A 24,977-nucleotide genomic window follows, 5' to 3' on the forward strand; every position below is an offset into this window, starting at 1 on the left:
ATGCGCACCACCACGATCGAATTCGACGACGTCGTCGACGACCGCTTCGGCGGAAAGGCGTGGGGACTGGCCGAGCTGACGAGGCTAGGGCACTCCGTCCCAACGGGTTTCGTCGTCACCGGCGTCTCGCAGTCGTCCCTTCCCGACGAGGTGACCGAGCGCTTCGCCCGAATGCAGGGACCGGTGGCCGTCCGGTCGTCCGCCACCGGAGAGGACGGTGCCGAGCACTCGTTCGCCGGGCAGTACGACACCGTCCTCGGCGTCGTAACGCCCGAGGACTTCGCCGCCGCCGTCGGTCGGTGTGCCGTCTCTGCCGGATCCGACCGGGCCACCGCCTACGGCGGTGCCGACCCCGTCGAAATGCACGTGGTCGTCCAACGGATGGTCGACGCCCGCGCGGCAGGGGTGGTGTTCACCGCGGACCCGACGACCGGTCGCCGCGATCTCCTGGTGATCGACGCCATCGCCGGTTTGGGGGAGGCGCTCGTCGACGGGTCGGCCGTCTCCGACCACCTCGTGCTGACCTCGGATGGCACCCAGGCGGTGCGCGACGTCGGGGAGATCCCCGTGCTGAGCGACGACGAGGTGGCCCAAATCCGTGCTGGCGCTCTGCAGGCCGCGGCGCACTGGGGTCGACCGATGGATCTGGAATGGGCGGTCGACCAGGCTGGCCGGCTCTGGTGGCTGCAGGCCAGACCCGTCACCACCCTGCCCGGTGACCTCAACGAGATGGACACCCCGGTCACCGGCGCCACCGACGTCTACACCCGGTGCAACATCGGCGAGATGATGCCGGGCGCCTTCTGCCCGCTCACCGCGTCGGTCTCGGGGCACGCCATCGACTACGCGATGCAGATGACGCAGGTGGTGGCCCGCGCGCAGCCCCGCTACGAGACGCCGTGGCGCCAGGTCGGGTACTTCTACGGGCACATGTTCCTGAACATGACCGAGGGTACGGGCCTGAGCTCGGGCATCCTCGGCAACTCCCTCGAGCAGTTCTCCATGTCGATCTGCGGCCGGGTGGTCGACGAACTCGAGCCCAAACCGCCAAAGCCGTTCGCCGACAAGCTGGTCAACACGGTCCGGCTGACCTCGCACGCGCTGTCCGCCGGACCGGCGATCCGGCGGCTCGGCCAGCAGATCGCCGCCTATCCGATCCCCACCGGCCGCGACGCCGAAGAGATTCTGCGACAACTGGAGTCGGGCGTCGAGCTGTACTGTCACGTCACCCTGGTCCACGTCCGGTCCTCGTCGCGCGCGGCGGTCGGCGCGAACGTCCTCGAGAGCTACCTGGTGCGCCAGGCGGTGAAGGACGGTCGCGACGAGAGCGAGGGCCAGGCCGAAGCCGCGCGGCTGATGGCCGGCGCTTCCGACGTGGAGAGCGCGCTGATGGTCGAGGAGCTGCACCAGGTGGTGCGGAAGGTCGCGGCCGACGACACCGCCACCGGGTGGTTCCTGGCCGAGGCGCCTGCGCAGGTTTTGACGCGGCTGAGGAGCGAACCCGGTCCGGGCGGAGTTGCGTTGCGCGAGTTCCTCATTCGACACGGGCACCGTGGCTACCGCGAACTGTGCATGCGAGACCCCGCGTGGGCGCAGGACGCCGAGGGACTCGGGTCGATGATGCAGGCCATGGTGCAGTCGGCCCGCGACTCAACAGGGGAGCAGCCCCCTCGGCGACGCGTCGACGTCCCCGCCTCCCGGACCGTCCGGCTGCTCGCCCGCCTGGCGCAGGGCGGCGCGCGCGGACGCGAGGAGACCAAGTCGAAGATGGCGTCGATGGCGCACCGCCTCAAACTCGGGTACCACCACCTGGGTGAGGTGCTGGCTGCCTCGGGGCGCCTGCCCGACGCCGACCTGGTCTTCTTCTTCGACCGCGCGGAGCTGCGCCGGGTGGTGGGCGACGCCGACGTCGCCGAGCTCGTCCACCGGGCGCGGCAGCGCCGGGAAGCGCTTGCCTTCCAGCAGGCGTTGGAGTTCGACGACGTCTCCGTCGGACGGCCCGCCCCCATCCTGTCTCGAGCGCCGGGCACCATCACCGACGACGAGATCCTGGGGCGACCCGCAAGTCGTGGGATCGCGGAAGGCGTTGTCCGGGTGGCAAAGTCGATTCAGGACGCGCGTGACGTCCAGCGCGGGGAGATCCTGGTCGCGCCCGTCACCGACGTGGGGTGGACGCCGTACTTCACCGTGATCGCCGCGCTGGTCACCGACATCGGCAGCTCGGTGTCGCACGGCGCCGTCGTCGCGCGGGAGTACGGATTGCCCTGCGTCGTCAACACGTTGGTGGCCACGCAGGTGCTCAAGACCGGCGACCGTGTCCGGGTGGACGGCGACCGGGGATTGGTCACCCGGCTGGAGTCGAACTAGTCCCGAGATCGTCCACGCGCGGGGCCTGCGGGGTGCACCATGGTCCGATGGACGTCTCAACCTGCACTGCCCTCGTCACCGGTGCCAACCGTGGTCTCGGTCGACACTTCGCCCTCGAGCTGCTCGCGCGCGGGGCCAAGGTGTATGCCGCGGCGCGCAATCCGGACTCGGTCGACGTCGACGGTGCCATTCCCCTTGCCGTCGACGTCACCGATCCGGCGTCGGTGGCCGCAGCAGCCGAGCGCGCCGGTGACGTGACTCTGCTGGTCAACAATGCCGGGATCGCGGCGGACGTAAACCTGCTGACCGGCGAGCTCGACGGCGCACGCCGTGAGATGGAGACCAACTACTTCGGCACGCTGTCGATGGTTCGGGCGTTCGCCCCGGTGATCGAGGCCAACGGCGGCGGCGGAATCCTCAACGTGTTGTCGGTGCTGTCCTGGGTGAGCACCCCCGACCACAGTGGGTACTGCGCCTCGAAGTCGGCGGCGTGGTCGATGACCAACGCGGTGCGGCTCCAGCTGGCTGAGCGCGGAATCGTGGTGACCGCACTGCACGTCGGCCTGATGGACACCGACATGGGGGCGATCTTCGACGCGCCCAAATCCGATCCCGCCGTCGTCGCGGCTCTTGCGGTCGACGCGGTCGCGGCCGGGGACTACGAGCTGCTCGCCGACGACACCAGTCGTGCGGTTCGCGCCGGGTTCGCGGGCGGCGTGGAAGCCCTCTATCCGCAGCTGGCCAAATGATCACCATCTGATGGGGATCCTGCGAACCCCCGACGACCGATTCGCCGACCTGCCCGGGTTCCCATACCCACCCAACTACGTGCAGGTGCAGACCCGCAAGCTCGACCCGGTCCGGATGCACTACGTGGACGCCGGGCCCAGGGACGGGCCGGTGGTGCTGCTGATGCACGGCCAACCCACGTGGTCCTACCTGTACCGCAAGGTGATCCCGGTCCTGGTCGACGCCGGTCTGCGAGTCGTGGCACCCGACAACATCGGGTACGGCCGGTCCGACAAGCTCACCGACGCAACCGATTACACGTTCGCCCGCCACGTCGACTGGCTGCACGGCCTCGTCACGACGCTGGACTTGGGCGACGTCACCCTCGTCGCACAGGACTGGGGCGGGCCACTCGGCCTGAGCGTGTTGGCGCGCGACGAAGGCCGCTTCGCGCGCGTCGTGGCCGCCAACACCATCCTGCACACGTGCGATCCCGCGTTGGAGGGCGAGCTCGAGTGGGCCCATCACGGGGTGGGAGACGGCCGAATGATGTTGCAGGAGACGCTGCTCGACTACGTGGCGTTCTACCAGCGGGCGCCGAAGATCGTGCCCAGCTTCTTCCTCGACGCGGTGGCCGGACCGCTGCCAGCGAACGTGCTGGCCGCTTACGACGCGCCGTTTCCGGACCGGTCCTACACGGCCGGCCTCCGCCAACTGATCGCCCTGATTCCGTTGACGCGCAACGACCCTGGGGCCGCCATCGGCCGTGACACCATGGCGGTGCTCGAACGGTGGCACAAGCCGTTCCTCACCGCCTACTCCGACGGCGACCCCGCGACCAGGGGCTGGGATCGGGTGTTTCAGCGGCGAGTGCCCGGTGCGAGCGGGCAGAACCACGTGACGATCACAGGCGCGGGCCACTTCGTTCAGGAACAACGCGGCGAGGAACTCGGCCGGATCGTGGCGGACTTCGTCGCCCTCAGCTGCTAGACAGCGATCAAACAGCGCGCCCTGGCAACCTCATTGGTAATTCGTCGACGCGCGGCGAGCTGTCAGGAGGTGAGGGTGACCACCGTGTCCCGCCTCGTCGTCACGATGCTGACCGTGGCCGCGCTTGTCGCCGGTGGGTGCGGGGTCGCCGCGCTTCGGGTCTCGGGTACCGACAGCGCCATGGCCAAGCTCGCCGAATGGGGCCGTAGCCACGGCTTCAACGACGAAGTCACCTGGCTGGAGAAGCAGGTGTACCTCCGCAATCAGCCCGCCCTAGGCGGTGAACCGCCCGGCGGCATTCGGCCCGCGGCCGGAGCCGTACCCCAGGCTTCCGGCTCGGCGACCCTGCCATCCACACCCCTGGCGCCGCTGAGCGATGACTCTCCGCTGCCCGGCGAGGGCACCTGGCACACGGTGGTGACCGCGCACGGCAAGCCCGCGGTCCAGGTGGCGGCCCTGCGCCCCGACGGTCAACACACCTCGTTCGTGGTCGGCGTGCTGCGGATGGACCCCGCCCTGGTGCGCGGTGAACTGCGGCCCGGCACCACCGATCCCGGTGGCACGTGGTCGGCGTCGCCCTCGCTGACCCCCGCCGACAGGACCGACGTCGCGGTCGCGTTCAACGGCGGCTTTCGGCTCACCGATCCCAGCCGTCCCGGCTATTTCAGCCACGGGCGCACCGTGACCCGGTTGGTCGACGGCGAAGCCAGCCTTTTGCTGAGGGCCGACGGCACCGCCGACGTCGGACGGTGGAATCAGGAGGTTCGGATGGCGCCCGACGTGGTCAGCGTCAGGCAGAACCTGGTGCCCCTCGTCGACGGCGGCGCGCTGAACCAGACCTGCGCCACCGGCGGTACCAAGGAGTGGGGCACGACCATCGGTCAGACCGCCTTCATCCATCGGTCCGGATTCGGCGTCACCGCAAGCGGAGTCGAGGTCTACGTGGCAGGCCCGGCTCTGTCGGTCTGCACGCTGGGGCGCATCCTGCAGGACGCCGGCGTCGTCCGAGGCATGGAACTCGACATCAACCCGGACTGGGTGAGCGGGGCGTACTTCCATCCGCGACCCGGCGGTCCGCCGCAGGGTTTCGCGCTCTTCCCCGACGAGAAGGTCTCGCCGCAGCACTACCTCAGACCGTCCTCGCGCGACTGGTTCGCCTGGTTCACCCGCTGACGGTCAGTCGGCGCTGATGGCCTCGACGATGTCGAGCCGCGCTGCCCGCACGGCGGGCGGTATGGAGCCGAGGAGGCAGATCGCCAGCGCCCCAAGTCCAATGGCGATCATCGACGGCTTCGGCTCCCACGCGACGTCGATGCTGAGGACGTTCGTCAACGCGACGGACGTCAGGTATTGGATTGCGGCGCCGAGGATTAGGCCGAGCACGGCACCGACGATGCCGATGCCCGCGGCCTCGGCCAGAATGGCCTTGAGGGTGAACGCCCTCGTCGCGCCGATCGCCCGGAGCACGCCGATCTCGCGGCGCCGGTCCAGGACCGACAGCATCAAGGTGTTCAGCAGCGTCACGGCGGAGACCAGGACGACGATCCACGCGATGACGGTGATGACGGCGATCACCTGATCGAGTGCGCTGGCCACGCCGTCTAGGGCCTCGTCACCCGAGTAGACGAAGGTCTCCGGGGAGACGATCTTGCGAATCGCCGCCGTCACCGCGGCCGGGTCGGCGCCGGGGGCGAGCGTGACCTCCAGGTCGCTCGCCCCGGCGCGGTCGAACCAGCCCTGCATGGCGTCCAGGCTCATCGCGACGGTGCCCGTCATCCCAGAGAAGTACGGGACCAGCGCGAGCACCCGAACGGTGCGTGAACCGGTGGGGGTCTGCAACGTGATCTGGTCGCCCGCAACTACGTTCATGGACTTTCCGAGGTCACGCGACAGCGCCACGCCGTCGCCGGCAAGCAGTTTCTTGCGGTCGGCGGGCGCCAGGGACGTGTAGATGTCGCGGTGGGAATCCGCGGCGATGCCGAGCAGCATCACGCGGGCGTCGCCGACGGTGGCGAAGGCCATCTGATCCGGGACGACGCGTTCGACGCCGGGGACGGCGGCGACGTCGGCCGCCGTGGTCGGTGGCAGCAGCGTCGACGAGTAGTCGGTGGCAGCAGCCGAGCTGACCCACACGTCCGCGTCGGCGATGGAGGCGAAGGACGCGACCGTGGAGTCGACGGCGTTGCCGGTCGCCCCGGTGACCGCGACCGTGGTGACCACGGCGGTCAGCACCGTCATCATCGCGACCCACATGCGGCGCGGGGCGCGCTCGATGGTCGCCGCACCGAGCACGCCGGCCGGTCCGAACAGCCGGGCCACCGCGGCGGCCACCTTGATGATGAGCCCAGAGAAGGCGAAGCACAGCGCGCTGAACCCGATGAACGACAACGCTATCGACGCGATGGCGATCTGCCCGAGATCGGCGGTGACGACGCCGACGGTGACGGCCAACAGCGCCGTCCCCCCGATTCCCGCGGCGATCCTGAGCCGTCGCGAGCCGGGGTCGGCGGCCGTTGCACCGTTCGGTGCCAACGCCTCGATCGGTGCGACGGTGTGGATCTGCCGGGCGGCCAATGCCGAGGCGCTGACGCTGGCGAGGACACACGCGGCGACGGTCAGCGGCACCACCCACAGCGGAAGCACGTACTCCAGCCGGGCGTCGAGCGTCTGCACCAGCGTCGACGGCAGCTCCCCAATGGCGAAGTAGCCGATCAGGATTCCGAACGCCGACCCGATGAGACCGCCAAGGAAACCGACCAGCGCGGCTTCGGCCAGCATGTCGGACATGATGGTTCGTCGGCGACCGCCGAGTGCGCGCATCGTGGAGATGACGGGCCGTCGCTGGGCGATCGCGATGCTCATGGCGTTGTAGCTCAGGAATGCGGCCACCACCAGGGACACCGAGGCGGCCAGCAGCGTCATCGCCTGCAGGATGGCGAACGAGCTACTCGCCTGCGCGGCGCGGAAACTCGGCGTCGCGACCACCGCCCGGCCCTGAAGCGCCGTCGTCACCCCGGCTCGCACCGCTGCCTGGTCCGCGCCGGGGGTGGTGAACACCAGGATCGAGTCGAGCCGTCCCTGCCGTCCCGATAGCCGTTGGGCGAGAGCCAGCGGCGCGATCACGAAGTGGGCGTCGTTCAGCCGGCGCGCGGCGGGCCCGTCGACCACCGCCACCGCGGTGAGCTCGGTGTGGCCCGCGACCTGGAACCGTTCGCCCTTGGCCACTCCGAGTCCGGCGCCGACGACCACCCCGTCGGGAGCCGACGTCACGGGTGATCCCTGCTCGAGCTGGTCTTGGATGGCGGTTTGGAGGTCGGAGTGCAGTTCGGAGGCGTTCTGGCCGAGGCCGATGAGCAGGGCGGGTTGCCCGTCGGCGGTGATCCGCGTGCGAACCAATGGAACTGCGGCGCGGACGTTCTCGGTACTGGCGACCGTGGTCAGCATGGTCTCGTCGACACCCTCGCCGGTGATGCCGGAGACCTCGAGGTCGGCGTCGCCGCCAATGCTGGTGGCGAGGCGGTCGATCGATCCGGTGATCGACCCGGAGACGCCGAGGACGGCGACGAGCAATGTCGCCGACACCGCGACCACCACGATCGAGGCCACCGCGCGCCCCCAGTGGGTGCGCAGTTCACGGACGTTGAGTACCTTCAGTCTGCTGAAGACCGCGAGAAGCACTGCGCTACACCCGGTGCGCGGAGTGCTTGCCGCGTCGCCGTGGTGGTTCGGTGGTCACGATCGGGAAGACGTCGGTCCGCTGGTCGCGACCGCCCGCCGAGTGCCGTCCGTTCCGTGGTGCGGGCGCCGCCCTGGTTCGCCCCGCGAGGTCGGACTTCACCGCACCGTCCTGCACCGTGATGACCCGATCGGTCTGCGACGCGGCCCCGAGATCGTGGGTGACCATGACGACCGCTCTTCCGGCGCCGTCGGTGCGCGAGACGTCGCGCAGCAGTTCCATGATCGCGGCGCCGGTCGACGAATCGAGGTTGCCGGTGGGTTCGTCGGCCAGGATCAGCGGAGGGTCCATCATCAGGGCCCGCGCCACGGCCACCCGTTGCATCTGCCCACCGGACAGTTCGGCGGGGCGATGGTCGATCCGGTCGCCAAGCCCCACGCGGTCGAGCAGCGCGACGGCATCGGCGCGCACCTGGCGCAGCCGCCGTCCGTCGAGCAGCATCGGCAGCGCCACGTTCTCCCACGCCGTCAGCGTCGGCAGGAGATTGAAGAACTGAAAGACGAACCCGACCTGGTGGCGTCGAAACGTGGACTGTTGTTCGTCGGTCATGGTGGCGATCTCGGTGCCGTTGAACTGAATGGAGCCGGAGTCGGGGGAGTCCAACGCTCCGAGGAGCTGCAGCAGTGTGCTCTTGCCCGCGCCGGATGGGCCGACGATCGAGGTGAATTCGCCACCGTTGATCCGCAACGTGACCCGGTTGAGGGCACGGACGGTGTGTCCACCGATGCGGTACTCGCGTACCACATTGGTCAGGTCGACTGTCAGCCCCACGTCACGTCACCTGGTGGCGAACTGTTCGGGGCTGGGCAGGGTCTTCTCGGCGAAGCTGGCCCTGATCCGTTGTCCCACTTTGCGATTGCGTCGCCCGGCCAATCCGAGCAACGATGGCACGTGGGCGTAGACCGCCTGGTTGTTTGGCGCGTCCATGTGCGTGAACGGGGGCGTTCCGGCGAGCGGGATCAGCGGTAGCCCGAGGATGTCGCGCGCCACCCTGACGACGGGTGCGTCCAAGACGGCGACGAAGTGCTGAATGTCCTCCCGCATGGCGGCCAGCGCCATGATGCGCATCAGGTGGACGTGCGTTGCGGCGAGTTTGCGCCGGTACCGGCGGGGGATGGCCGCGGTGGCGCCGTCCCAACAGCGGTCGAGGTCGTCGATCCCGTGGTGGCGCATGACCTCGTCGACGGGGATCGCCGTCGGTGCGATGGGCGACTTCCGGCAGTCGTCGAGGTCGACGATCGTCTTGAGTCCCGCCGGGGAGTTGCGGATCATCCGCAGTGCGGCCGCGGGCACCTTGTCGTGGACGTCGACGACGATGAAGAACAGGCTGCTCTCGTCGTACGGGCCGTACTCCTGTTTCATGGTCGCGGAGTCGTTGCCCCAGGAGGCCTCGAAGACCTCGCGCTCCAGTTGCCGGGCAATGTTGGCGAACGGGTCCGTGCCCTCCAGCGCGAAGCATGCGAAGCGGTTGCAGCCCAGTCTCTTGGTGCTCAGGAAGTGCTCGGTCAGCGCGTCGCGTTCGGGATCCGACATGTCGTAGACGTACTCCGTCACTCGCCGGTGCTCCCACCTATCAGCATGCATTTCGACAGGCAAGGGCCGTCGCGGAGGTCACCCGTCTGCGGGTTGCGAATGACCATGCCATCGACGGGGATGAGACGCAAACGCCTCGGGGAGGTTCTCAGCGGTCTCCCGTCGACGCCTCAGGTGGTCAGCAACCTCGCAACCGCGGCGGGTTAGCGAGGCGCCGGACGTGGCAAACACGAGCGCGTCAGGCGGCCGACGCCACGCCCACCGCCGTGGCATATAGGTCCACCATCGCGGTCCTGACGTCGTCACGCTGCCTGCGACGCCGATCCCGACGCTCGAGATCCTCGCCGCGCGGACCGTCGAGGGCTCGAAGGGCGGTGGTCACGGCGCGCAACAGGCCGGCCTCGTCGAGGCCGTCGGGGCCGTAGCCGTATTCGAGGGTGCCGTGCTGTTCGGTGAAGAAGCCGCAGTCCGGGGTCAGGACGGTCGTGCCCGCGTCGTGGAAGGCCTCGACCCACCCCGAGTGCGTGCCGAACACGTACGGCAGCACGGCGAGGTCGACCTCGGTCAGGTATCCGATCAGCTCGGTGTCGCTGAAGCGCCGATGGACCCGGACGTCCACCCCGGCGCGTCGGCAGCGTTCCACGCGATCAGCCGTCCCGGCGACCGCCATGGCCTCGTCGTCGAGATCCAGTCGCACGCGGTGGTTGGGAAGGTCGCCGCCGAGCAGCGCGTCCAGGATCGGCCACGGCCGGATGTTGGCGCGCAATGCCTTTCCGTGCACCGCGACGACGGGATCGTGGCGCGACGGCCGCGCCGGGCCGACGGCGTCGATCGGCAGGACGTGAGGATGGGGGAGCACGACGGCGTCCCGACCCCATCGTCGGCGGATCTCCGCGGCCGCCCCGTCGGTCAGGGTGACGACCACGGCCGCCGCGGGAACGAGGACGTTCAACCGAGCCAGGTGCTGCGTGCGATCGGCGAAGTGCGGGTTGTGCAGGTCGTGCACCGTCAGCACCAGCGGCACCCCGTTCTGGTCCAGGACGTCGACGACCTCGCGGAGGGCGTCGACGGAGACGGCCTCGAAGCCGAAGTGCACGTGCAGCACGTCGAACGTGCCGACGTGGTGGCGGAGGTACTCGGGGTCCAACAGCCGAGGCGGCCACCACTGACCGGGCAGCGTCGCTCCCGGCGGTACCGGGTCGGGCAGCAGGGTCACTCGCGACGTGTCCACCACCGACTGGACGTAGGGGTGGCCGGCGGGAATCGAAGCCACGGTCAGCACGAACCATGTCTTACCCCGTCTGCGCGGACTCACACCGACGGATAACGTGACGTCGTGCACCAACCGTCACCGAGGACGCGGCACTACGGTGACTTCTACCGCGTCGACCCACCGCGTGTCGACGAGTCCAGGCCGCTGTGGCTGGTGGTCGGAAACTGCCAGGCAGAGGCGCTTCGGCTGGTGCTCGACGGGGTGGACGACCGGCCGTACACGACCGTGCGGATGCCGCCGGTGCACGAGTTGGAGCGCTCCGACCTCGAACCCCTGCGGGCGTTGCTCGGCAGGGCTGCGGTGTTGCTGTGCCAACCGATCAGGGACGGCTACCGCGACTTGCCGCTTGGCACGGTGGAGCTCGCCGCCGAATTGTCGTCGACCGCGCAGGTCGTCCGGTGGCCGGTGATCCGCTACGCCGGTCTGCATCCGTTCCAGGCGATCGTGCGACACCCCGCCGACCGGAGCGTGGTGCCGCCGGTGGTTCCGTACCATGACCTGCGCACCGTGGTCGCCGCGCGGGACGGCAAGACGGTCGACGACGACTGGGACGTCGAGGTCGACGACTCGGCGTTCGTCGCGGTCGCCGAGGCGAGTCAGGCCGAGCTGGCCCGCCGGGAGGCCTTGCAGTGCGACGTCGGAGTGTCGGATGTGTTGGGGCCCATCGGTGCTCACGCCGCGCACACCGTCAACCATCCCGGTAACGGCGTGTTGACGGAGTTGGGGCGAAGGGTCCTCTCCGCGATGGGCGTCCCGCGGCCGGTCCCCGTTCCCGCGGCGACGCTGCTCGGCTCGGCCATCGCGCCGCTGGAGCCGCGGGTGCTCAAGGCGCGGAACATCGTCGCTCCCGGTCGGGTCGACTGGTGGTTCGACGGCGCGGAGCTCCGGCCGGGCGACGTGCACCGGACCCAATTGCAGTGGTACTACGACAATCCCGACTTCGTCGGCCTGGCCGTCGGACGCCACGCCCACACGCTGGACCTGCTTGGTCTGGGAACGGCGTCGGCACGGTGACGGCGACGCACCTCGTAGTCGGGCCTGCGCGCCACGGCGTCGTGTCCTTCGCGCTCGACCTTGCCGCCTCCATGCGGGGTGTCGACGGTCCGACGAACGTTGTCCGCCTTGACCATTGGCGTGATCTCGACGGCACCGTCCGACGGTGTCACGGGGTCCATCTGAACTTCACCGACAGGTTGTTCGGCGCCACGCCGGCCGACGCCGCACACCGGGTGGTCGCCCTCGTCCGTGACGTCGAGGCCACGGGTTCGCGGGTGACGGTGACGCTGCACGACGTGCCGCAGCCGTCCGACGGTGGCAATTACGCGCAGCGGGTCGACGCCTATCGGGCGGTGTGCGAGGCAGTGCACGGCCTCGTCGTCAACAGTGACCACGAACGGTCGTTGCTCGAGGAGTCCCGGATCGCCGACCCCGCGGACGTCGTCGTGATTCCGCTCCCGCTGGACGTGGCCGACGTTCCACCGCGGCTACCGGTGGTCGGTGACCGCAGCGTCGGAGTGTTCGGCTTCGTGTATCCCGGGAAGGGGCACGACGAGGTCCTCGCGGCGATGGTGGACCTGCCCCCGTCGGTGGGGTTCATGGCCGTCGGTGAACCGTCGGCCGGGCACGACGATCTGATCGAGAGCCTGGCGAAAACCGCTGAGCGCGAGGGCCGTCGGTTCTCCGTCACGGGTTACGTGCCCGACGCCGCGCTGGCCGCCGTGCTGCACGACGTCACGGTGCCGGTGGCGCACCACCGGCACGTGTCGGCCTCGGGGTCGATCAACACCTGGATCGCCGCGCGCCGACGGCCGTTGGTTCCCGTCAACCGGTACACCGTCGAACACGCCGAACGGCATCCCGGCACCGTGACGCCGTACCCCGACACCACTCGTGGACTGCGGGCCGCGCTCGATTACGCCATGGCCCATCCGGACTCGACGTGGATCGCGGCGGGGACCGTCAGCGGATCGCCGACCCATGTCACCGCGCGGCGGTACGCCCGAGCATTGGCCCGATGGCATGACTGACCCCCGCCCGGCGCCGATCCCGTTGTCCGGTGGTCGATTTGCCGTACCAGGAAACCGCTGGGACCTGCTCGACGACCACCCCGGGCTGGCGGTGCGCGTCGCGGTGGTCATCCCGTTCTACGAACAGCACGAGCAGCTCGCCCTGACGTTGGCCGCGCTCGAGCTCCAGACCTACCCGCACGACCTCCTCGAGGTGATCGTCGCAGACGACGGCTCGGCACAGGTGCCCCGGCCGCGCTCGACGCTGGACGTGTCGGTGGTCAGCCAGGGCCGCAACGGTTTCCGGGCCGCGGCGGCGCGCAACCTCGGCGCGCGGACGGGCACCGCCCCGATCCTGTGCTTCCTCGACGCCGACACCCATCCCGACCCCGACTACGTGCGCAGGATCGTTCGGCTGCCGTCGGTGCTGCCCGACGCCCTGGTGGTCGGCCGCCGCAGGCACGCGGCGCTCGACGGGTGGACGCCGGACCGGTGGCGGTCGTGGCAGGCGGGCGGCTCAAGTCCAGACGTGCTCGAGGAACCGCAGTGGCTACGCGACGAATACGGCAGGTCGCGGCAGTTGCTCGACGTCGACCACCGCTCCTACCGCTACGTCATCAGTTCGGTGATGTGTTGCAGCCGGGAGCTGTTCGAGGACGTCGGCGGTTTCGACGAGTCCTTCACTCGCTACGGCGGGGAGGACTGGGAGCTGGCCCACCGCGCGATGAGCAGTGGCGCCGTGTTGCGCCACGAGCCGCTCGCCGTGGCATGGCATTCCGGGCCCGACTGGGCGGGCCGCGACGTCGCCGAGCGGACCGCGGCCAAGAACCAGGAGGCGCTCGCCGTGGCTCGGCTCGTCCCGGACCCCGATGCCCGCACCCACGGGTTGCGGTACGCGATTCCCGAGGTGGCCGTCGTCGTCGACGCGGCCGGCCACACCGCGGGCTCGCTGGTCGCGACGCTTGCCTGCTTCCTCCACCTGGACGTCGGAATCTGGCTTCACGGCCCGGACGCCGACCGCCTCCGCGCCGAACTGCGGGACGACGACCCCCGCATCCGCGTCGGCGCCCCACCGCCCGAGGTGCTTTCGCGGTGCCGGTTCGTCCTCTCGACCCGCGGCCGTCCGGTGCTGTCTCAGGCCGCGGTGGACCGTGTCGTCGAGGCATGCGGGCGACCGGGTGTCGGGGAGGTCGGCGTCGAGGGTGACGGCGTCGCGGTGGTCTGCCGGTCGTCGTGGGCGCTGAACCGGGCCCGGCGTTGGACCGCCGGGCCCCGTCCCGCAGCCGAGCCCGACGCGGTCCGCGGTCTCTACGAGACGAGGCGGTTCACGCCCGCCGAACTGGGGCTGCGGGACGGCGCGCCGGACACGTCGTTGGCCTGGTGAGCCGACCGGACTAGTCGCCGGCGCGGCTCAGCAGCTTGGAGCCCAGACCGGCGAGCACCTGCGTCGACCGCTGCTGCTCACCCTGCTGGGAACCGAGGACGATGATCGCGCCGGTGAGGATCGGCAGCGCCCACTGTAGGTACTTGAGCTGGCGTTGGGCCGCGGCGACGTCGTCCGGGGTGGCGGCCGTCGGTTCGGTGGCTCCGGCCACCGAATGTCCGTCGCCCTGAGCGGTCTTCGCGCCAAGCGCCCCGCTGTAGAACGTGGCACCCACCGCGGCGCCGGTGAGGACGAGCTTGGTGACGGTGTTCGCCGTGACGCCCTCCTGATGCTTGGCGCGGCCTCGGTTCGCCTTGAGGATGCCCGCGCCTCCGATCAGGTGCGCCCCCATGGCCGCGAAGCTCACGGGCGCCCACTTTCCCCACCCGACGGCGGCGATCTTCGCGCGCTCCTTCGGGTCCTGGACGGCTGCTGCGGCTCCGTTGACGCCGACCGCGCCCATGAGCGATCCGCCGAACCAGGCGGCTGCTCCGAGATCGTGAAGTGATCGGACGACGGTGTTGCGTGATGACATGTGGTGTTTCCTCCAATTGGGACAGTGCTTTTCGTCAAGTGCTCGGTCCTCGGGGGCTTGAAACACGTCAGACGCTTACGGTTTCGGGGTGCTGCGTCCGGGTATCTGCGTCCGTGACAAGGGATGCATTGCACGAAGGGGACGACGATGACGGAGCCCGATCGGGGTCGGCAAGAGGAGCACCTCGACGCGTCGGAGGATGACGGCTCGGCCGAGCTGCAGCCCGAGGATGGCGGCACGGCGCCGTCCCCGCCCAACGAGGGGTCGCCCGACCACCCGCGGTAGGCGCGAGGTAAACCCTCATGTGAGGTGAGAGTAGAGTCTGGTGCGCTGACGGCCGCCCGGTCGTCGCGTCTCGTGAACGGACTTCTGCCCTTGACCTCTCCACCGACTCCGACTCCGACTCCGCCTGCGCCCAACGTTCGGCAGGCGGGCGATCCCAGCACCTCGGTGATGGCGGCCTTGCGTTCGCCACGTCGACTCAAGACCGAGGTGCTCGCCGGATTGGTCGTGGCACTCGCGCTGATCCCCGAGGCCATCTCGTTCTCGATCATCGCCGGCGTCGACCCCCGGGTAGGGCTCTTCGCGTCGTTCACGATGGCCGTCACCATCGCCGTCACGGGCGGTCGACCTGCCATGATCTCCGCCGCGACCGGCTCGATCGCCCTCGTCATCGCGCCGCTGGTACACGAGCACGGCCTCGACTACCTCATCGTCGCGGTTCTCCTCGGCGGCGTCCTTCAGGTGGTACTCGCCGCGCTCGGCGTGGCTCGGCTCATGCGATTCGTCCCACGCAGCGTCATGGTCGGCTTCGTCAACGCGCTGGCGATTCTGATCTTCCTGTCGCAGCTGCCCTATCTCATCGGGGTGCCTGCGCTGGTCTATCCGTTCGTCGGCGTCGGGCTGCTGATCATGGTGCTGCTGCCGAGGTGGATCACCGCGATCCCCGCCCCGCTGATCGCGATCGTGGTGCTCACCGCGGCCGTGCTGGTCTTCTCGGTGCACATCCCCAACGTGGGTGACGAGGGCGAACTGCCGACGAGCCTGCCGTCGCTCGTCGTCCCGCACGTGCCGTGGACGTGGCACACGCTGGCGATCGTCGCGCCCTACGCGCTGGCGGTGGCCCTGGTCGGGCTGTTGGAGTCGCTGCTCACGGCCAAGCTGGTCGACGACATCACCGACACCCACAGCAACAAGACAAGGGAGAGCTGGGGCCAGGGCGTCGCCAACGTCGTCACCGGTCTCTTCGGCGGCATGGGCGGCTGCGCGATGATCGGCCAGACGATGATCAACGTCAAGGTGTCCGGGGCGCGCACCAGGATCTCGACGTTTCTCGCGGGACTGTTCCTGCTGGTTCTCGTCGTCGGACTTGGCGACGTCGTCGGTTTGATTCCCATGGCGGCCTTGGTCGCCGTGATGATCATGGTCTCGGTCGGCACGATGGACTGGCACAGCATCACGCCGTCGACGCTGCGTCGCATGCCCCGCAGCGAGACCCTGGTCATGGTGGCCACCGTGGCCGTCACGGTGGCGACGAGCAACCTCGCGTACGGCGTCATCGTCGGCGCGGTGACCGCGATGGTGCTCTTCGCGCGGCGGGTCGCACACCTCGTCACCGTCGAAAGAGTCACCGGCACAGACGAACTCGGCGACACCGTCGTCTACCGCGTCACCGGAGAGTTGTTCTTCGCCTCGAGCAACGACCTCGTCTACCAGTTCAACTACGCCGACGATCCCGTCAACGTCGTCGTCGACATGTCCGAGTCGCACATCTGGGACGCCTCCACCGTCGCCGCGCTCGACGCGGTCACCACGAAGTACCGGGCCAAGGGCAAGAACGTCGAGATCGTCGGACTGAACGACGACTCCGCCGACCGGCACGACCGGCTCTCCGGGAACCTGGGCTCCGGACACTAGGCGACGACGTGCAGATGCAGATCGGCCAGGTGGCCACCAAGACGGAATTGTCGATCGCCACCGTGCGGCACTACGACGAGGTCGGGCTGGTCACGCCGTCGGCGCGCTCGGCGGGCGGGTTCCGGCTCTACACCGAGGCCGACGTAGAACGCCTCCTGGTGATCCGGCGGATGAAGCCGCTGGGCTTCAGTCTCGCCGAGATGAGGGACCTGCTCGACGCGGTCGACGTCCTCGCCGACGGCGGCGCGTCGGATGAGCGGCGGCGTGGGGCGGCCGAGAAGTTGCGGGAATGCCGCGCCGCCGCGGAGGAAAGCGCCGTCAAGCTGCGCAAGCACCTCGCGTACGCCGACGAGCTGCGCGGGCTGCTCGCCGACCTTGCCGACGGCGTGGTCGGCTAGCGAACCTCGGTCTGACGTGGCGCCCCCGGCAGGGATCGAACCTGCGACCAACCGCTTAGAAGGCGGTTGCTCTATCCACTGAGCTACGGAGGCAGCGCACACACTTTAGCCGAATTGCCGCGAATCGCCTGACGCATGACTCCCTACGCTCGAAGGCATGGGGGTGCACTTCACCAAGGACAAGGGCGACCTCGGCGTCGCGAAGGTGCACGCCGATTTGGCCGGAAAGGGCTTCACGGTTCTCTTTCCGGTGACCGAACACGCGCCGTTCGATCTGGTCGCCCACGCCCGCGGTGAGTTTCATCGGCTCCAGGTGAAGTACCGGTCTGCCCGGGCCGGCGCCGTCAAGGTCCACTTTCGCTCCACCTGGGCGGATCGACACGGCACCCATACGACGCCGATGGACAAGGACGTCGTCGACTTCGTGTCTGTCTACTGCCCGGAAACTGACCGGTGCTACTACGTCCGTCCCGGTGCTCGTGGCACGTCGGTAACCCTTCGGATCGCCCCAAGCCGGAATGGTCAGCAGGCCGGGGTGCTGTTTGCCGATTCGTTTCGCGACCTTCCGAGCCAGCCGATGGGCGACGGCTGAGAACGGAGCTGGCAACCGCCTCACAACACCGGTATTGCGACCCGCGGTATCGGGTGGCGGACTAGCGTGGACCCCGCATCCGGGGTGACGACGGCAGGAGATCGACAGAAGATGAGCGACGTGCCGGACAACGCCGCGGCCGGACTCCCCGAGGAATTGAGTGCGGTCGACCAGCTGTTGCACCGCGGCGAGGCGAACCCGCGCACGCGGTCGGGGCTCATGGGCGTCGAGCTGCTCGACGCGACACCCGACTGGGAACGGTTCCGGGCGCGCTTCGAGAACGCGTCCCGCAAGGTGTTGCGGCTGCGCCAGAAGGTCGTGATGCCGACCCTGCCGACGGCGGCGGCGCGGTGGGTCGTCGACCCCGACTTCAACTTGGACTATCACGTGCGACGGGTTCGCGTCCCCGCACCCGGCACGCTGCGCGAGGTGATGGACCTCGCCGAGGTGGCGCTGCAGTCGCCGATGGACATCTCGCGGCCGCTGTGGACGGCCACGCTGGTCGAGGGTCTCGCCGACGGCACGGCCGCGACGATGCTGCACCTGAGCCACGCGGTCACCGACGGCGTCGGCGCGATCGAGATGTTCGCCAACATCTACGACGTCGAACGCGACCCACCACCGGCCAAGGTTGCGCAGCTGCCGATCCCTGAGGATCTTTCGCCCAACGACCTCATGCGCGAAGGGTTCACCAAGCTTCCCGGCTCGATCGCCGGTGGCATCGTCGGCGCCATCGGCGGGGCGGCGTCATTGTTGGGAAGGGTTGTCCGCGATCCGGTGTCCTCGGTCGGCGGTGTCGTCAACTACGCCAGGTCGAGCGCCCGTGTCATGGGGCCGGTGGCGGATCCGTCGCCCCTGCTGCGCAGGCGCAGCATGTCCTCGCGCACCGAGGCGATCGACATCAAGTTCAGCGACCTGCACAAGGCGTCGAAGGCCGCGGGCGGCTCGATCAACGACGCGTATCTGGCCGGGCTGTGCGGCGCGCTTCGGCTCTACCACGAAGCCAAGGGCATTCCCGTCGCCACGCTGCCGATGGCGGTGCCGGTCAACCTGCGGTCCGACGACGATCCCGCGGGCGGAAACCGTTTCGCCGGAGTCAATCTCGCGGCTCCCGTCGGTATCGCCGACCCGACGAGGCGCATCGCGAAGGTACGCGCCCAGATGATGCGCAAGCGCGAGGAACGCGCAATCGACATGGTCGGCGCCATGGCGCCACTGATCAGCCTGCTGCCCGACTCCATCCTCGAATCCGTGGCCGGCTCGGTGGTCAACTCCGACGTACAGGCCAGCAACGTGCCGATCTACCCGGGGGACACCTTCATCGCGGGTGCAAAGATCCTGCGACACTACGGGATTGGTCCGCTGCCCGGCGTGGCCATGATGGTGGTGCTGGTGTCGCGGGCGGGCTACTGCACGATTACCACCCGCTACGACCGGGCGGCCGTCGCCGACGAGGCGTTGTGGGCGAGGTGTCTACGGGACGGCTTCGACGAGGTGCTCGCCCTGGGAGGCGAGGGCCGGTCGACGCCCGCATCGTTCGTCGCCGATCCGCCCGCGCCGCCGTCTTCTGAGGCGCCGCAGACGTCACCGTCCACCTCGGCCAATGGGAGTGCCGCGCAATGACTTCGCAGAACGGACAGCCCGAGCGCCAGGGCGACAACGTGATCCTTCGCCTGCCCGGCTCGGTCGCCGAGATCGAGGCCAGTCCGGAGGGCCCCGAGGTCGGTGCCTTCTTCGACCTCGACGGCACCCTGGTGGCCGGCTTCACCGGGGTCATGATGACCCAGGACAGGCTGCGGCGCGGCCAGATGAGCGTCGGCGAGTTCATCGGCATGGTGCAGGCCGGGCTCAACCATCAACTGGGGCGTTCGGAGTTCGAGGATCTGATCGGCAAGGGCGCCAGGATGTTGCACGGCAACTCCATCAGCGACCTCGACGAGCTCGGCGAGCGACTGTTCGTCCAGCACGTCCAGGCGCGCATCTATCCCGAGATGCGCGCGCTGGTTCGCGCCCACATGGCCCGCGGCCACACCGTCGTCCTCAGTTCGTCGGCGCTGACCGTCCAGGTCGAGCCGGTGGCCAAGTTCCTCGGCATCGACAACGTGCTGAGCAACCAGTTCGAAACCGACGACGACGGCTTGATCACCGGTGAAGTGCGCACCCCCATCATCTGGGGGTCCGGCAAGGCCCGTGCGGTGCAAGCGTTCTCGGCCAAGAACGGCGTCGACCTGACCAAGAGCTACTTCTACGCCGACGGCGACGAGGACGTCGCGTTGATGTACCTCGTCGGCAACCCGCGACCGACGAATCCCGCTGGCAAGCTGCGCGCCGTTGCCGTCAAGCGGGGCTGGCCGATCCTCAAGTTCACCAGTCGCAGCGGCAGCAGCCCGGTGGCGCAACTGCGCACCGTGGCGGGCATCGCCTCGTTGCTGCCCGCAGCGGCCGGCGGCCTGAGCCTGGGAATCCTCACGCGCAACCGCCGCACCGGGGTCAACTTCTTCACCGCGGCGTGGACCCGGCTGCTGATGACCTCGATCGGAATCGACCTCAACGTGCTTGGCGAGGAGAACCTGACGGCCAAGCGGCCCGCGGTGTTCCTGTTCAACCACCGCAACCAGGCCGACCCGTTCATCGCGGGTCGGCTGATCAGCGACAACTTCACCTCCGTCGGCAAGAAGGAGCTCGAGAAGGATCCGCTCATGGGCACCGTCGGCCGGGTGCTCGACGCCGCCTTCATCGACCGCGACGACCCGAAGGCCGCCGTCGAGAGCCTGGCGAAGATCGAAGAGCTTGCGCGCAAGGGCATTTCGGTGCTGATCGCTCCCGAGGGCACCCGCTTGGACACGACCGAGGTGGGGGACTTCAAGAAGGGGCCGTTCCGAATCGCCATGGCGGCTGGCGTGCCGCTGGTGCCGATCGTCATCCGCAACGCCGAGGTCATCGCCGAGCGGAATTCGAGCACGTTCAACGCCGGCAAGGTCGACGTGGCGGTGTTCCCGCCGATCTCAGTCGACGACTGGACCACCGAGAACCTGTCCGAGCGCATCGCCGAGGTGAGGCAGCTCTACCTCGACACGCTCAAGGACTGGCCGGCGGACGTCCTCCCGAGCGCGCCGCTCTACGAACGCACCGCCAAGCCCGTCAAGAAGGCGCCGGCGAAGAAGGCTCCCGCAAAGAAGGCTCCGGCCAAGAAGGCTCCCGCAAAGAAGGCTGCTGCCAAGGCAACTCCGAAGAAGGGGCGGCCGTGAAGGTAACCGCCGACGCCCTGCACAGCTTCACTCCCACCGGTGACGCACTGGTCCTCGCGGCGGTTGACTCGCCAGCCGAGGTCGAGATGCTCGACGATTGGCTGGCCGACCAGCGCAAGGAGCACCCGGGCTCCAACATCGAGGTTCTGCAACTTCCGACCGACGGCGACCCGCCACCCGCCACCCTCGCCCGACTCGTCGAGTTGCTCGACGTCGACGAGGACCGCTCGGTGGTTCCCGTCCGGGTGTTCTGGGTTCCCGGCGGTCTGCCCACCCGGTCGAAGGTGGTGGCGTTCATCAGCGGACGGGACACTTACCGTCCGCCGAAACTGTTGCAGAGCAACATTCTTCACAAGAACCCGGCCCGGGCCCGCGTGGTGGCCGGCGAGCCCGCCAAGGTCTCCGAGCTGCGCCAGCACTGGAGTGACACCACCGTTGCGGAGAACCCCCGCGACTTCGCGCACTTCGTCGTCCGGCGTGCGGAGCTGGCGATCGGTCGCGTCGAATTGCGGCTGCTGGGGCCAGAATACAAGTCGCCACGCCTGATCAAGCCGGAGATACTGTCCTCCAACCGTTTCCGTGAGGGACTGCAGAAGATCCCCGGGGCGACGTTGGAGTCCGCAGGCGACATGCTCGACGAGCTGTCGACCGGGTGGAGTCGGTTCTCCGTCGACCTGATCCCGTCACTGGGTCGGGCCGTCTTCAGCAGGGGCTTCGACCCGAACATCGACTACGACAGCGCCGAGATCGAGTCGATGCGCGGAGCGCTGGAACGGCATCCGGCCGTGCTGCTGTTCTCGCATCGGTCCTATCTCGACGGTGTGATCGTGCCGGTCGCGATGCAGGAGAACCGGCTGCCGCCCGTGCACACCTTCGCAGGCATCAACCTGTCGTTCGGCTTCATGGGTCCGCTGATGCGCCGTTCGGGCGCCATCTTCATCCGTCGCAAACTCGACGACCCCACCTACAAGTACGTGCTCAAGGAGTTCGTCGGTTACATCGTCGAAAAGCGGTTCAACCTGAGCTGGGCCATCGAAGGAACGCGCTCGCGCACCGGAAAGATGTTGCCGCCCAAGCTCGGTCTGCTCGCGTACGTCGCCGACGCCTACCTGGCGGGCCGCAGCGACGACATCCTCCTGCAGCCCGTCTCGATCAGCTTCGACCAGTTGCACGAGACGGCGGAATACGCCGACTACGCCCGTGGCGGCGAGAAGACCCCCGAGGGGGTGTCCTGGCTGTACAACTTCATCAAGGCTCAGGGCGACCGCAACTACGGCAAGATCTACGTCCGCTTCCCAGAAGCGGTCTCGATGGCGAAGTACCTCGGCGAACCGCACGGGCCGATGACCACCGACGAGGCCGCCAAACGTCTGGCCATGCAGAAGATGGCCTTCGAGGTGGCATGGCGCATCCTGCGCGTAACACCGGTCAACGCAACGGGATTGGTTTCCGCGCTGTTGCTCACCACCAGTGGGGTGGCCCTGACGCTGGACCAGCTGCATCACACGATGCAAGACTCCCTGGACTACCTCGAGCGCACCAAGACTCCGATGACCAACAGCGCGCTGCGACTTCGCACCACCGACGGCGTGCGGGCAGCCGTGGACGCGCTCTCTGGCGGGCATCCGGTCACCCGGATTGACGGAGGTCGGGAACCGGTGTGGCGCATTGCCCCCGAGGACGAACATCAGGCCGCGTTCTACCGCAACACCCTGATCCACGCGTTCCTCGAGACCTCGATCGTCGAGCTGTCGCTGGTGCACGCCGCCCGCGCGCAGGGGGACAGGGTCGAGGCCTTCTGGGCGCAGGCGATGCGGCTGCGCGACCTGTTGAAGTTCGAGTTCTACTTCGCCGACTCCGCGGCGTTCCGCGAGCACGTCGCCGAGGAGATGTCATGGCACGACGATTGGGAACGACACGTCGCCGCGGGCGGTGACGAGATCGACGCGATCCTGAAGGCCAAACGGCCACTGGTAGCAGGCGCCATGCTGCGGCCGTTCATCGAGGCGTACGAGATCGTCGCCGACGTCCTTCGGGGCACGCCACCGGAGATCGGCGAGAAGGATCTCACCGCCCTCGCCCTCGGCGTCGGCGGTCAGTACATCGCGCAGAACCGGGTCCACAGCAACGAGTCGGTGTCGGCGCTCCTGTTCGCCACTGCGCGACAGGTGATCGCCGACCAGAACCTGCTGAAGCCGGCCGCCGACCTCGAGGAGCGTCGCGCGGCGTTCCTGGCGGAACTGCGTGACATCCTCGGCGACATGAGCAAGGTCGAGAAGTTCTCCCGAGACCAGTTCTTCCTTCGCGAGTTGGTCATGCGCAAGGAGAACGGCTGACGGCAGCGTTTTAGCGAAGTCGGCAATGCGCCATACCCTGGAGGCATGACCACCACGACGGCGCGGGCGCAGACCCGCACCAGCGCAGTGTGGCCGATCCTCTTGGGTGTCGGTCTGCTGGCCGGCGCGACCGCCGCATGCATCGCCGCGCTGTCGCTGGCCGATGCGTTGACCGCGACCGGCCTGCCCGATCCCGGCCCCGTGACCAACTACGGACTGCCGTTCGTCAGAGCGGCGGGGGAGATCGCCGCCGTCGTCGCGGTGGGGTCGTTCCTGCTCGCCGCCTTCCTGGTCCCGCCACAGCGCAACGGCGTACTCGACGCGGCGGGGTATCGCGCGCTGCGGACGGGAACCGTCGCCTCGGGTGTCTGGACCGTGTGCGCGGCCATGCTGGTCCCGTTGACCGTCTCCGACGTCACCGGCCAACCGCTGACCAGCCGCATGGACCTCTCGGCGATCTGGTCGGTGGCGAGCCTGGTCGACGTTGCGGGGGCGTGGCGGTGGACCGCGCTGTTCGCCGCGGTCGTGACGGTCCTCAGCATTCCGGTGCTGCGCTGGTCGTGGACCCCGCTGTTGTTGGCTGGCTCGCTGGTCACCCTTCTGCCGCTGGTGCTGACGGGACACTCCTCGGCGGGTGGGTCTCACGACCTGGGCACCAACAGTCTCTTCGTTCACCTGATTGCGGGTGCGTTGTGGGCGGGCGGTCTGCTCGCGCTGCTCGCGCATGCCCTTCGAGGAGGTGAACACGCCAACCTCGCTGCCCGGCGGTTCTCCGTCGTTGCGCTGTGGTGCTTCATCGCGATGGCGGTCTCCGGGGTGGTCAACGCGCTGGTGCGCGTCCGCTTCGACGACCTCTTTCACACCAATTACGGCTGGTTGCTGGTCGGCAAGGGCACGGCACTGGTCGTGCTCGGCGTGCTCGGGTGGCAGCAACGGCGTCGCGGCGTCGCAGCGTTACGCGCCGATTCGAACGCGCGTGGTGCCCTGATCCGGCTGGCGTTGATCGAGGCCGGGGTCTTCGGCGTGACGTTCGGCATCGCCGTCGCACTGGGCCGTACCCCGCCGCCTCCGCCGGCGATCTTCAACCCGTCGGTGACGGCGGTGGAGATCGGCTACGACCTCGCGGGCCCGCCCACCGTCGCGCGGATCCTGTTCGACTGGCGCTTCGACCTGATCCTCGGGACGGCGGCCATCGTGTTCGCCGGCCTGTACCTGGCCGGGGTGTGGCGGCTGCGCAAGCGCGGCGACGCCTGGCCGACCGGGCGGATCGTCGCCTGGCTGTGTGGCTGCGCGGTGCTGCTGTTCGCCACGTCGTCCGGGATCGGCCGCTACATGCCCGCGATGTTCAGCATGCACATGGCCGCGCACATGCTGCTGTCGATGCTGGTGCCGGTGTTGCTGGTGTTGGGCGCACCCGTCACCCTGGCGCTGCGGGCACTGCCCGCAGCACGCGGCGATGACCCGCCCGGCCCCCGTGAGTGGCTGTTGGCGGCGTTGCACAGTCGGGTGTCGCGGTTCCTGACCAACCCCATCGTCGCCACCATCATCTTCGTCTCGGGGTTCTACGGTCTCTACTTCGGCGGCATCTTCGACGTGGCGGTCACCAGCCACGCGGCCCACGTCGCCATGAACCTGCACTTCCTGCTGACCGGCTATCTGTTCTACTGGGTGGTGATCGGTGTCGACCCGACGCCGAGGCCGATTCCGCCCATCGCCAAGTTGGCGGTGGTGTTCGCGTCGCTTCCCCTGCACGCCTTCTTCGGCGTCGTGCTGATGGGCACCAAGGCCGTGCTCGCCGGCGACTTCTACAAGTCTCTGCAGCTGCCCTGGCACACCGATCTGCTGGCCGATCAACGGCTTGGTGGTGGAATCGCTTGGTCGGCAGGCGAAGTCC

The 24,977-nt window shown here is 68.8% G+C and carries 18 protein-coding genes, 1 tRNA gene and 3 pseudogenes (1 of these 22 cut by a window edge); 16 read left to right on the forward strand and 6 right to left on the reverse strand.

What is annotated here, in order from left to right; all coding sequences use genetic code 11:
• From B1790_RS11330 to B1790_RS11345, 4 genes are all read left to right on the forward strand, one after another.
• Entirely contained in the window at window positions 1-2,367 is a 2,367-nt protein-coding gene (locus tag B1790_RS11330; protein ID WP_079923295.1) for a PEP/pyruvate-binding domain-containing protein, read from the forward strand.
• Between the two features lie 47 nt (window positions 2,368-2,414).
• The gene (locus B1790_RS11335) at window positions 2,415-3,116 is read left to right on the forward strand and encodes an SDR family oxidoreductase (protein ID WP_079923296.1); all 702 of its coding nucleotides are present in this window, start codon (window positions 2,415-2,417) and stop codon (window positions 3,114-3,116) included.
• Window positions 3,117-3,126: 10 nt separating this feature from the next.
• Window positions 3,127-4,086 carry a haloalkane dehalogenase gene (locus B1790_RS11340; protein ID WP_079923297.1) on the forward strand — a complete coding sequence of 320 codons (960 nt, stop codon included), beginning with the start codon at window positions 3,127-3,129 and terminating at the stop codon, window positions 4,084-4,086.
• Between the two features lie 75 nt (window positions 4,087-4,161).
• Window positions 4,162-5,259: a hypothetical protein gene (locus B1790_RS11345; RefSeq protein ID WP_079923298.1), complete on the forward strand. Its 1,098-nt coding sequence runs from the start codon at window positions 4,162-4,164 to the stop codon at window positions 5,257-5,259.
• 3 nt (window positions 5,260-5,262) lie between these two features.
• Here B1790_RS11345 and B1790_RS11350 read toward each other — a convergent pair whose 3' ends face one another.
• The 4 genes from B1790_RS11350 to B1790_RS11365 form a co-directional block, all read right to left on the reverse strand.
• On the reverse strand, window positions 5,263-7,764 hold the full coding sequence (locus B1790_RS11350; protein WP_079923299.1) for an FtsX-like permease family protein: 2,502 nt from the start codon (window positions 7,762-7,764) through the stop codon (window positions 5,263-5,265).
• A 4-nt stretch (window positions 7,765-7,768) separates the two neighbouring features.
• Window positions 7,769-8,587: an ABC transporter ATP-binding protein gene (locus B1790_RS11355; protein ID WP_079923334.1), complete on the reverse strand. Its 819-nt coding sequence runs from the start codon at window positions 8,585-8,587 to the stop codon at window positions 7,769-7,771.
• A gap of 12 nt (window positions 8,588-8,599) precedes the next feature.
• A complete protein-coding gene (locus tag B1790_RS11360) occupies window positions 8,600-9,376 on the reverse strand; it encodes a hypothetical protein (RefSeq protein WP_079923300.1) in 777 nt (258 codons plus the stop codon).
• A 217-nt stretch (window positions 9,377-9,593) separates the two neighbouring features.
• Complete coding sequence (locus B1790_RS11365) at window positions 9,594-10,628, reverse strand: glycosyltransferase family 4 protein (RefSeq protein WP_142271251.1); 1,035 nt, start codon at window positions 10,626-10,628, stop codon at window positions 9,594-9,596.
• A gap of 63 nt (window positions 10,629-10,691) precedes the next feature.
• Here B1790_RS11365 and B1790_RS11370 point away from each other — a divergent pair, with 63 nt between their 5' ends.
• From B1790_RS11370 to B1790_RS11380, 3 genes are read left to right on the forward strand one after another with little or no spacing between them, the layout of a single operon-like run.
• Complete coding sequence (locus B1790_RS11370) at window positions 10,692-11,642, forward strand: WcbI family polysaccharide biosynthesis putative acetyltransferase (protein WP_079923302.1); 951 nt, start codon at window positions 10,692-10,694, stop codon at window positions 11,640-11,642.
• Complete coding sequence (locus B1790_RS11375; RefSeq protein ID WP_233165062.1) at window positions 11,639-12,655, forward strand: hypothetical protein; 1,017 nt, start codon at window positions 11,639-11,641, stop codon at window positions 12,653-12,655. The genes B1790_RS11370 and B1790_RS11375 overlap by 4 nt, the downstream gene beginning before the upstream one ends.
• Window positions 12,648-14,018, forward strand: a complete 1,371-nt coding sequence (locus B1790_RS11380) for a glycosyltransferase (protein ID WP_079923303.1) — start codon at window positions 12,648-12,650, stop codon at window positions 14,016-14,018. Before B1790_RS11375 ends, B1790_RS11380 begins: the two co-directional genes overlap by 8 nt.
• Window positions 14,019-14,028: 10 nt before the next feature.
• Here the strand turns inward: B1790_RS11380 and B1790_RS11385 are convergent, their stop codons facing one another.
• Window positions 14,029-14,592: a hypothetical protein gene (locus B1790_RS11385; protein ID WP_079923304.1), complete on the reverse strand. Its 564-nt coding sequence runs from the start codon at window positions 14,590-14,592 to the stop codon at window positions 14,029-14,031.
• Between the two features lie 147 nt (window positions 14,593-14,739).
• Between B1790_RS11385 and B1790_RS34665 the strand changes: the two genes are divergently transcribed.
• The 3 genes from B1790_RS34665 (at window position 14,740) to B1790_RS11395 (ending at window position 16,907) form a co-directional block, all read left to right on the forward strand.
• Window positions 14,740-14,877 (forward strand): hypothetical protein, encoded by a 138-nt coding sequence (locus tag B1790_RS34665; protein WP_158083808.1) that lies wholly within the window; start codon window positions 14,740-14,742, stop codon window positions 14,875-14,877.
• Window positions 14,878-15,045: 168 nt separating this feature from the next.
• A complete protein-coding gene (locus B1790_RS11390) occupies window positions 15,046-16,509 on the forward strand; it encodes a SulP family inorganic anion transporter (protein WP_079923305.1) in 1,464 nt (487 codons plus the stop codon).
• Window positions 16,510-16,523: 14 nt separating this feature from the next.
• Window positions 16,524-16,907, forward strand: coding sequence for a MerR family transcriptional regulator (locus B1790_RS11395; protein WP_079923336.1), 384 nt, complete (start codon window positions 16,524-16,526; stop codon window positions 16,905-16,907).
• A 17-nt stretch (window positions 16,908-16,924) separates the two neighbouring features.
• On the opposite strand, the gene B1790_RS11400 is transcribed toward B1790_RS11395, so the two are convergent.
• Window positions 16,925-17,000 (reverse strand) — tRNA-Arg (locus B1790_RS11400).
• Window positions 17,001-17,064: 64 nt separating this feature from the next.
• On the opposite strand from B1790_RS11400, the gene B1790_RS11405 reads away from it, so the two are divergent.
• The 6 genes and pseudogenes from B1790_RS11405 to B1790_RS11425 form a co-directional block, all read left to right on the forward strand.
• Window positions 17,065-17,499, forward strand: coding sequence for a group I intron-associated PD-(D/E)XK endonuclease (locus B1790_RS11405; RefSeq protein ID WP_079923306.1), 435 nt, complete (start codon window positions 17,065-17,067; stop codon window positions 17,497-17,499).
• Window positions 17,500-17,610: 111 nt separating this feature from the next.
• Window positions 17,611-19,122 carry a wax ester/triacylglycerol synthase family O-acyltransferase gene (locus B1790_RS11410; protein WP_079923307.1) on the forward strand — a complete coding sequence of 504 codons (1,512 nt, stop codon included), beginning with the start codon at window positions 17,611-17,613 and terminating at the stop codon, window positions 19,120-19,122.
• A gap of 155 nt (window positions 19,123-19,277) precedes the next feature.
• Window positions 19,278-20,363 (forward strand): annotated as a pseudogene (locus B1790_RS11415) (HAD-IB family hydrolase); the annotation flags it as partial.
• Between the two features lie 288 nt (window positions 20,364-20,651).
• Window positions 20,652-20,738 (forward strand): annotated as a pseudogene (locus B1790_RS35850) (hypothetical protein); the annotation flags it as partial.
• Between the two features lie 5 nt (window positions 20,739-20,743).
• A complete protein-coding gene (locus B1790_RS11420) occupies window positions 20,744-23,083 on the forward strand; it encodes a glycerol-3-phosphate 1-O-acyltransferase (RefSeq protein ID WP_079923309.1) in 2,340 nt (779 codons plus the stop codon).
• Between the two features lie 45 nt (window positions 23,084-23,128).
• Window positions 23,129-24,977, forward strand: a pseudogene (locus B1790_RS11425) (cytochrome c oxidase assembly protein) (it continues 112 nt past the right edge of the window).

The sequence above is a fragment of the Mycobacterium sp. AT1 genome (genome assembly GCF_002043095.1).
GTDB lineage: Bacteria > Actinomycetota > Actinomycetes > Mycobacteriales > Mycobacteriaceae > Mycobacterium.

Coding starts and splice junctions, on each gene's coding strand:
- B1790_RS11335 (WP_079923296.1), top strand. CDS start 2,415: ATGGACGTCTCAACCTGCACTGCCCTCGTCACCGGTGCCAACCGTGGT.
- B1790_RS11340 (WP_079923297.1), top strand. CDS start 3,127: ATGGGGATCCTGCGAACCCCCGACGACCGATTCGCCGACCTGCCCGGG.
- B1790_RS11405 (WP_079923306.1), top strand. CDS start 17,065: ATGGGGGTGCACTTCACCAAGGACAAGGGCGACCTCGGCGTCGCGAAG.
- B1790_RS11390 (WP_079923305.1), top strand. CDS start 15,046: ATGGCGGCCTTGCGTTCGCCACGTCGACTCAAGACCGAGGTGCTCGCC.
- B1790_RS11385 (WP_079923304.1), bottom strand. CDS start 14,592: ATGTCATCACGCAACACCGTCGTCCGATCACTTCACGATCTCGGAGCA.
- B1790_RS11330 (WP_079923295.1), top strand. CDS start 1: ATGCGCACCACCACGATCGAATTCGACGACGTCGTCGACGACCGCTTC.
- B1790_RS11395 (WP_079923336.1), top strand. CDS start 16,524: ATGCAGATCGGCCAGGTGGCCACCAAGACGGAATTGTCGATCGCCACC.
- B1790_RS11380 (WP_079923303.1), top strand. CDS start 12,648: ATGACTGACCCCCGCCCGGCGCCGATCCCGTTGTCCGGTGGTCGATTT.
- B1790_RS34665 (WP_158083808.1), top strand. CDS start 14,740: ATGACGGAGCCCGATCGGGGTCGGCAAGAGGAGCACCTCGACGCGTCG.
- B1790_RS11410 (WP_079923307.1), top strand. CDS start 17,611: ATGAGCGACGTGCCGGACAACGCCGCGGCCGGACTCCCCGAGGAATTG.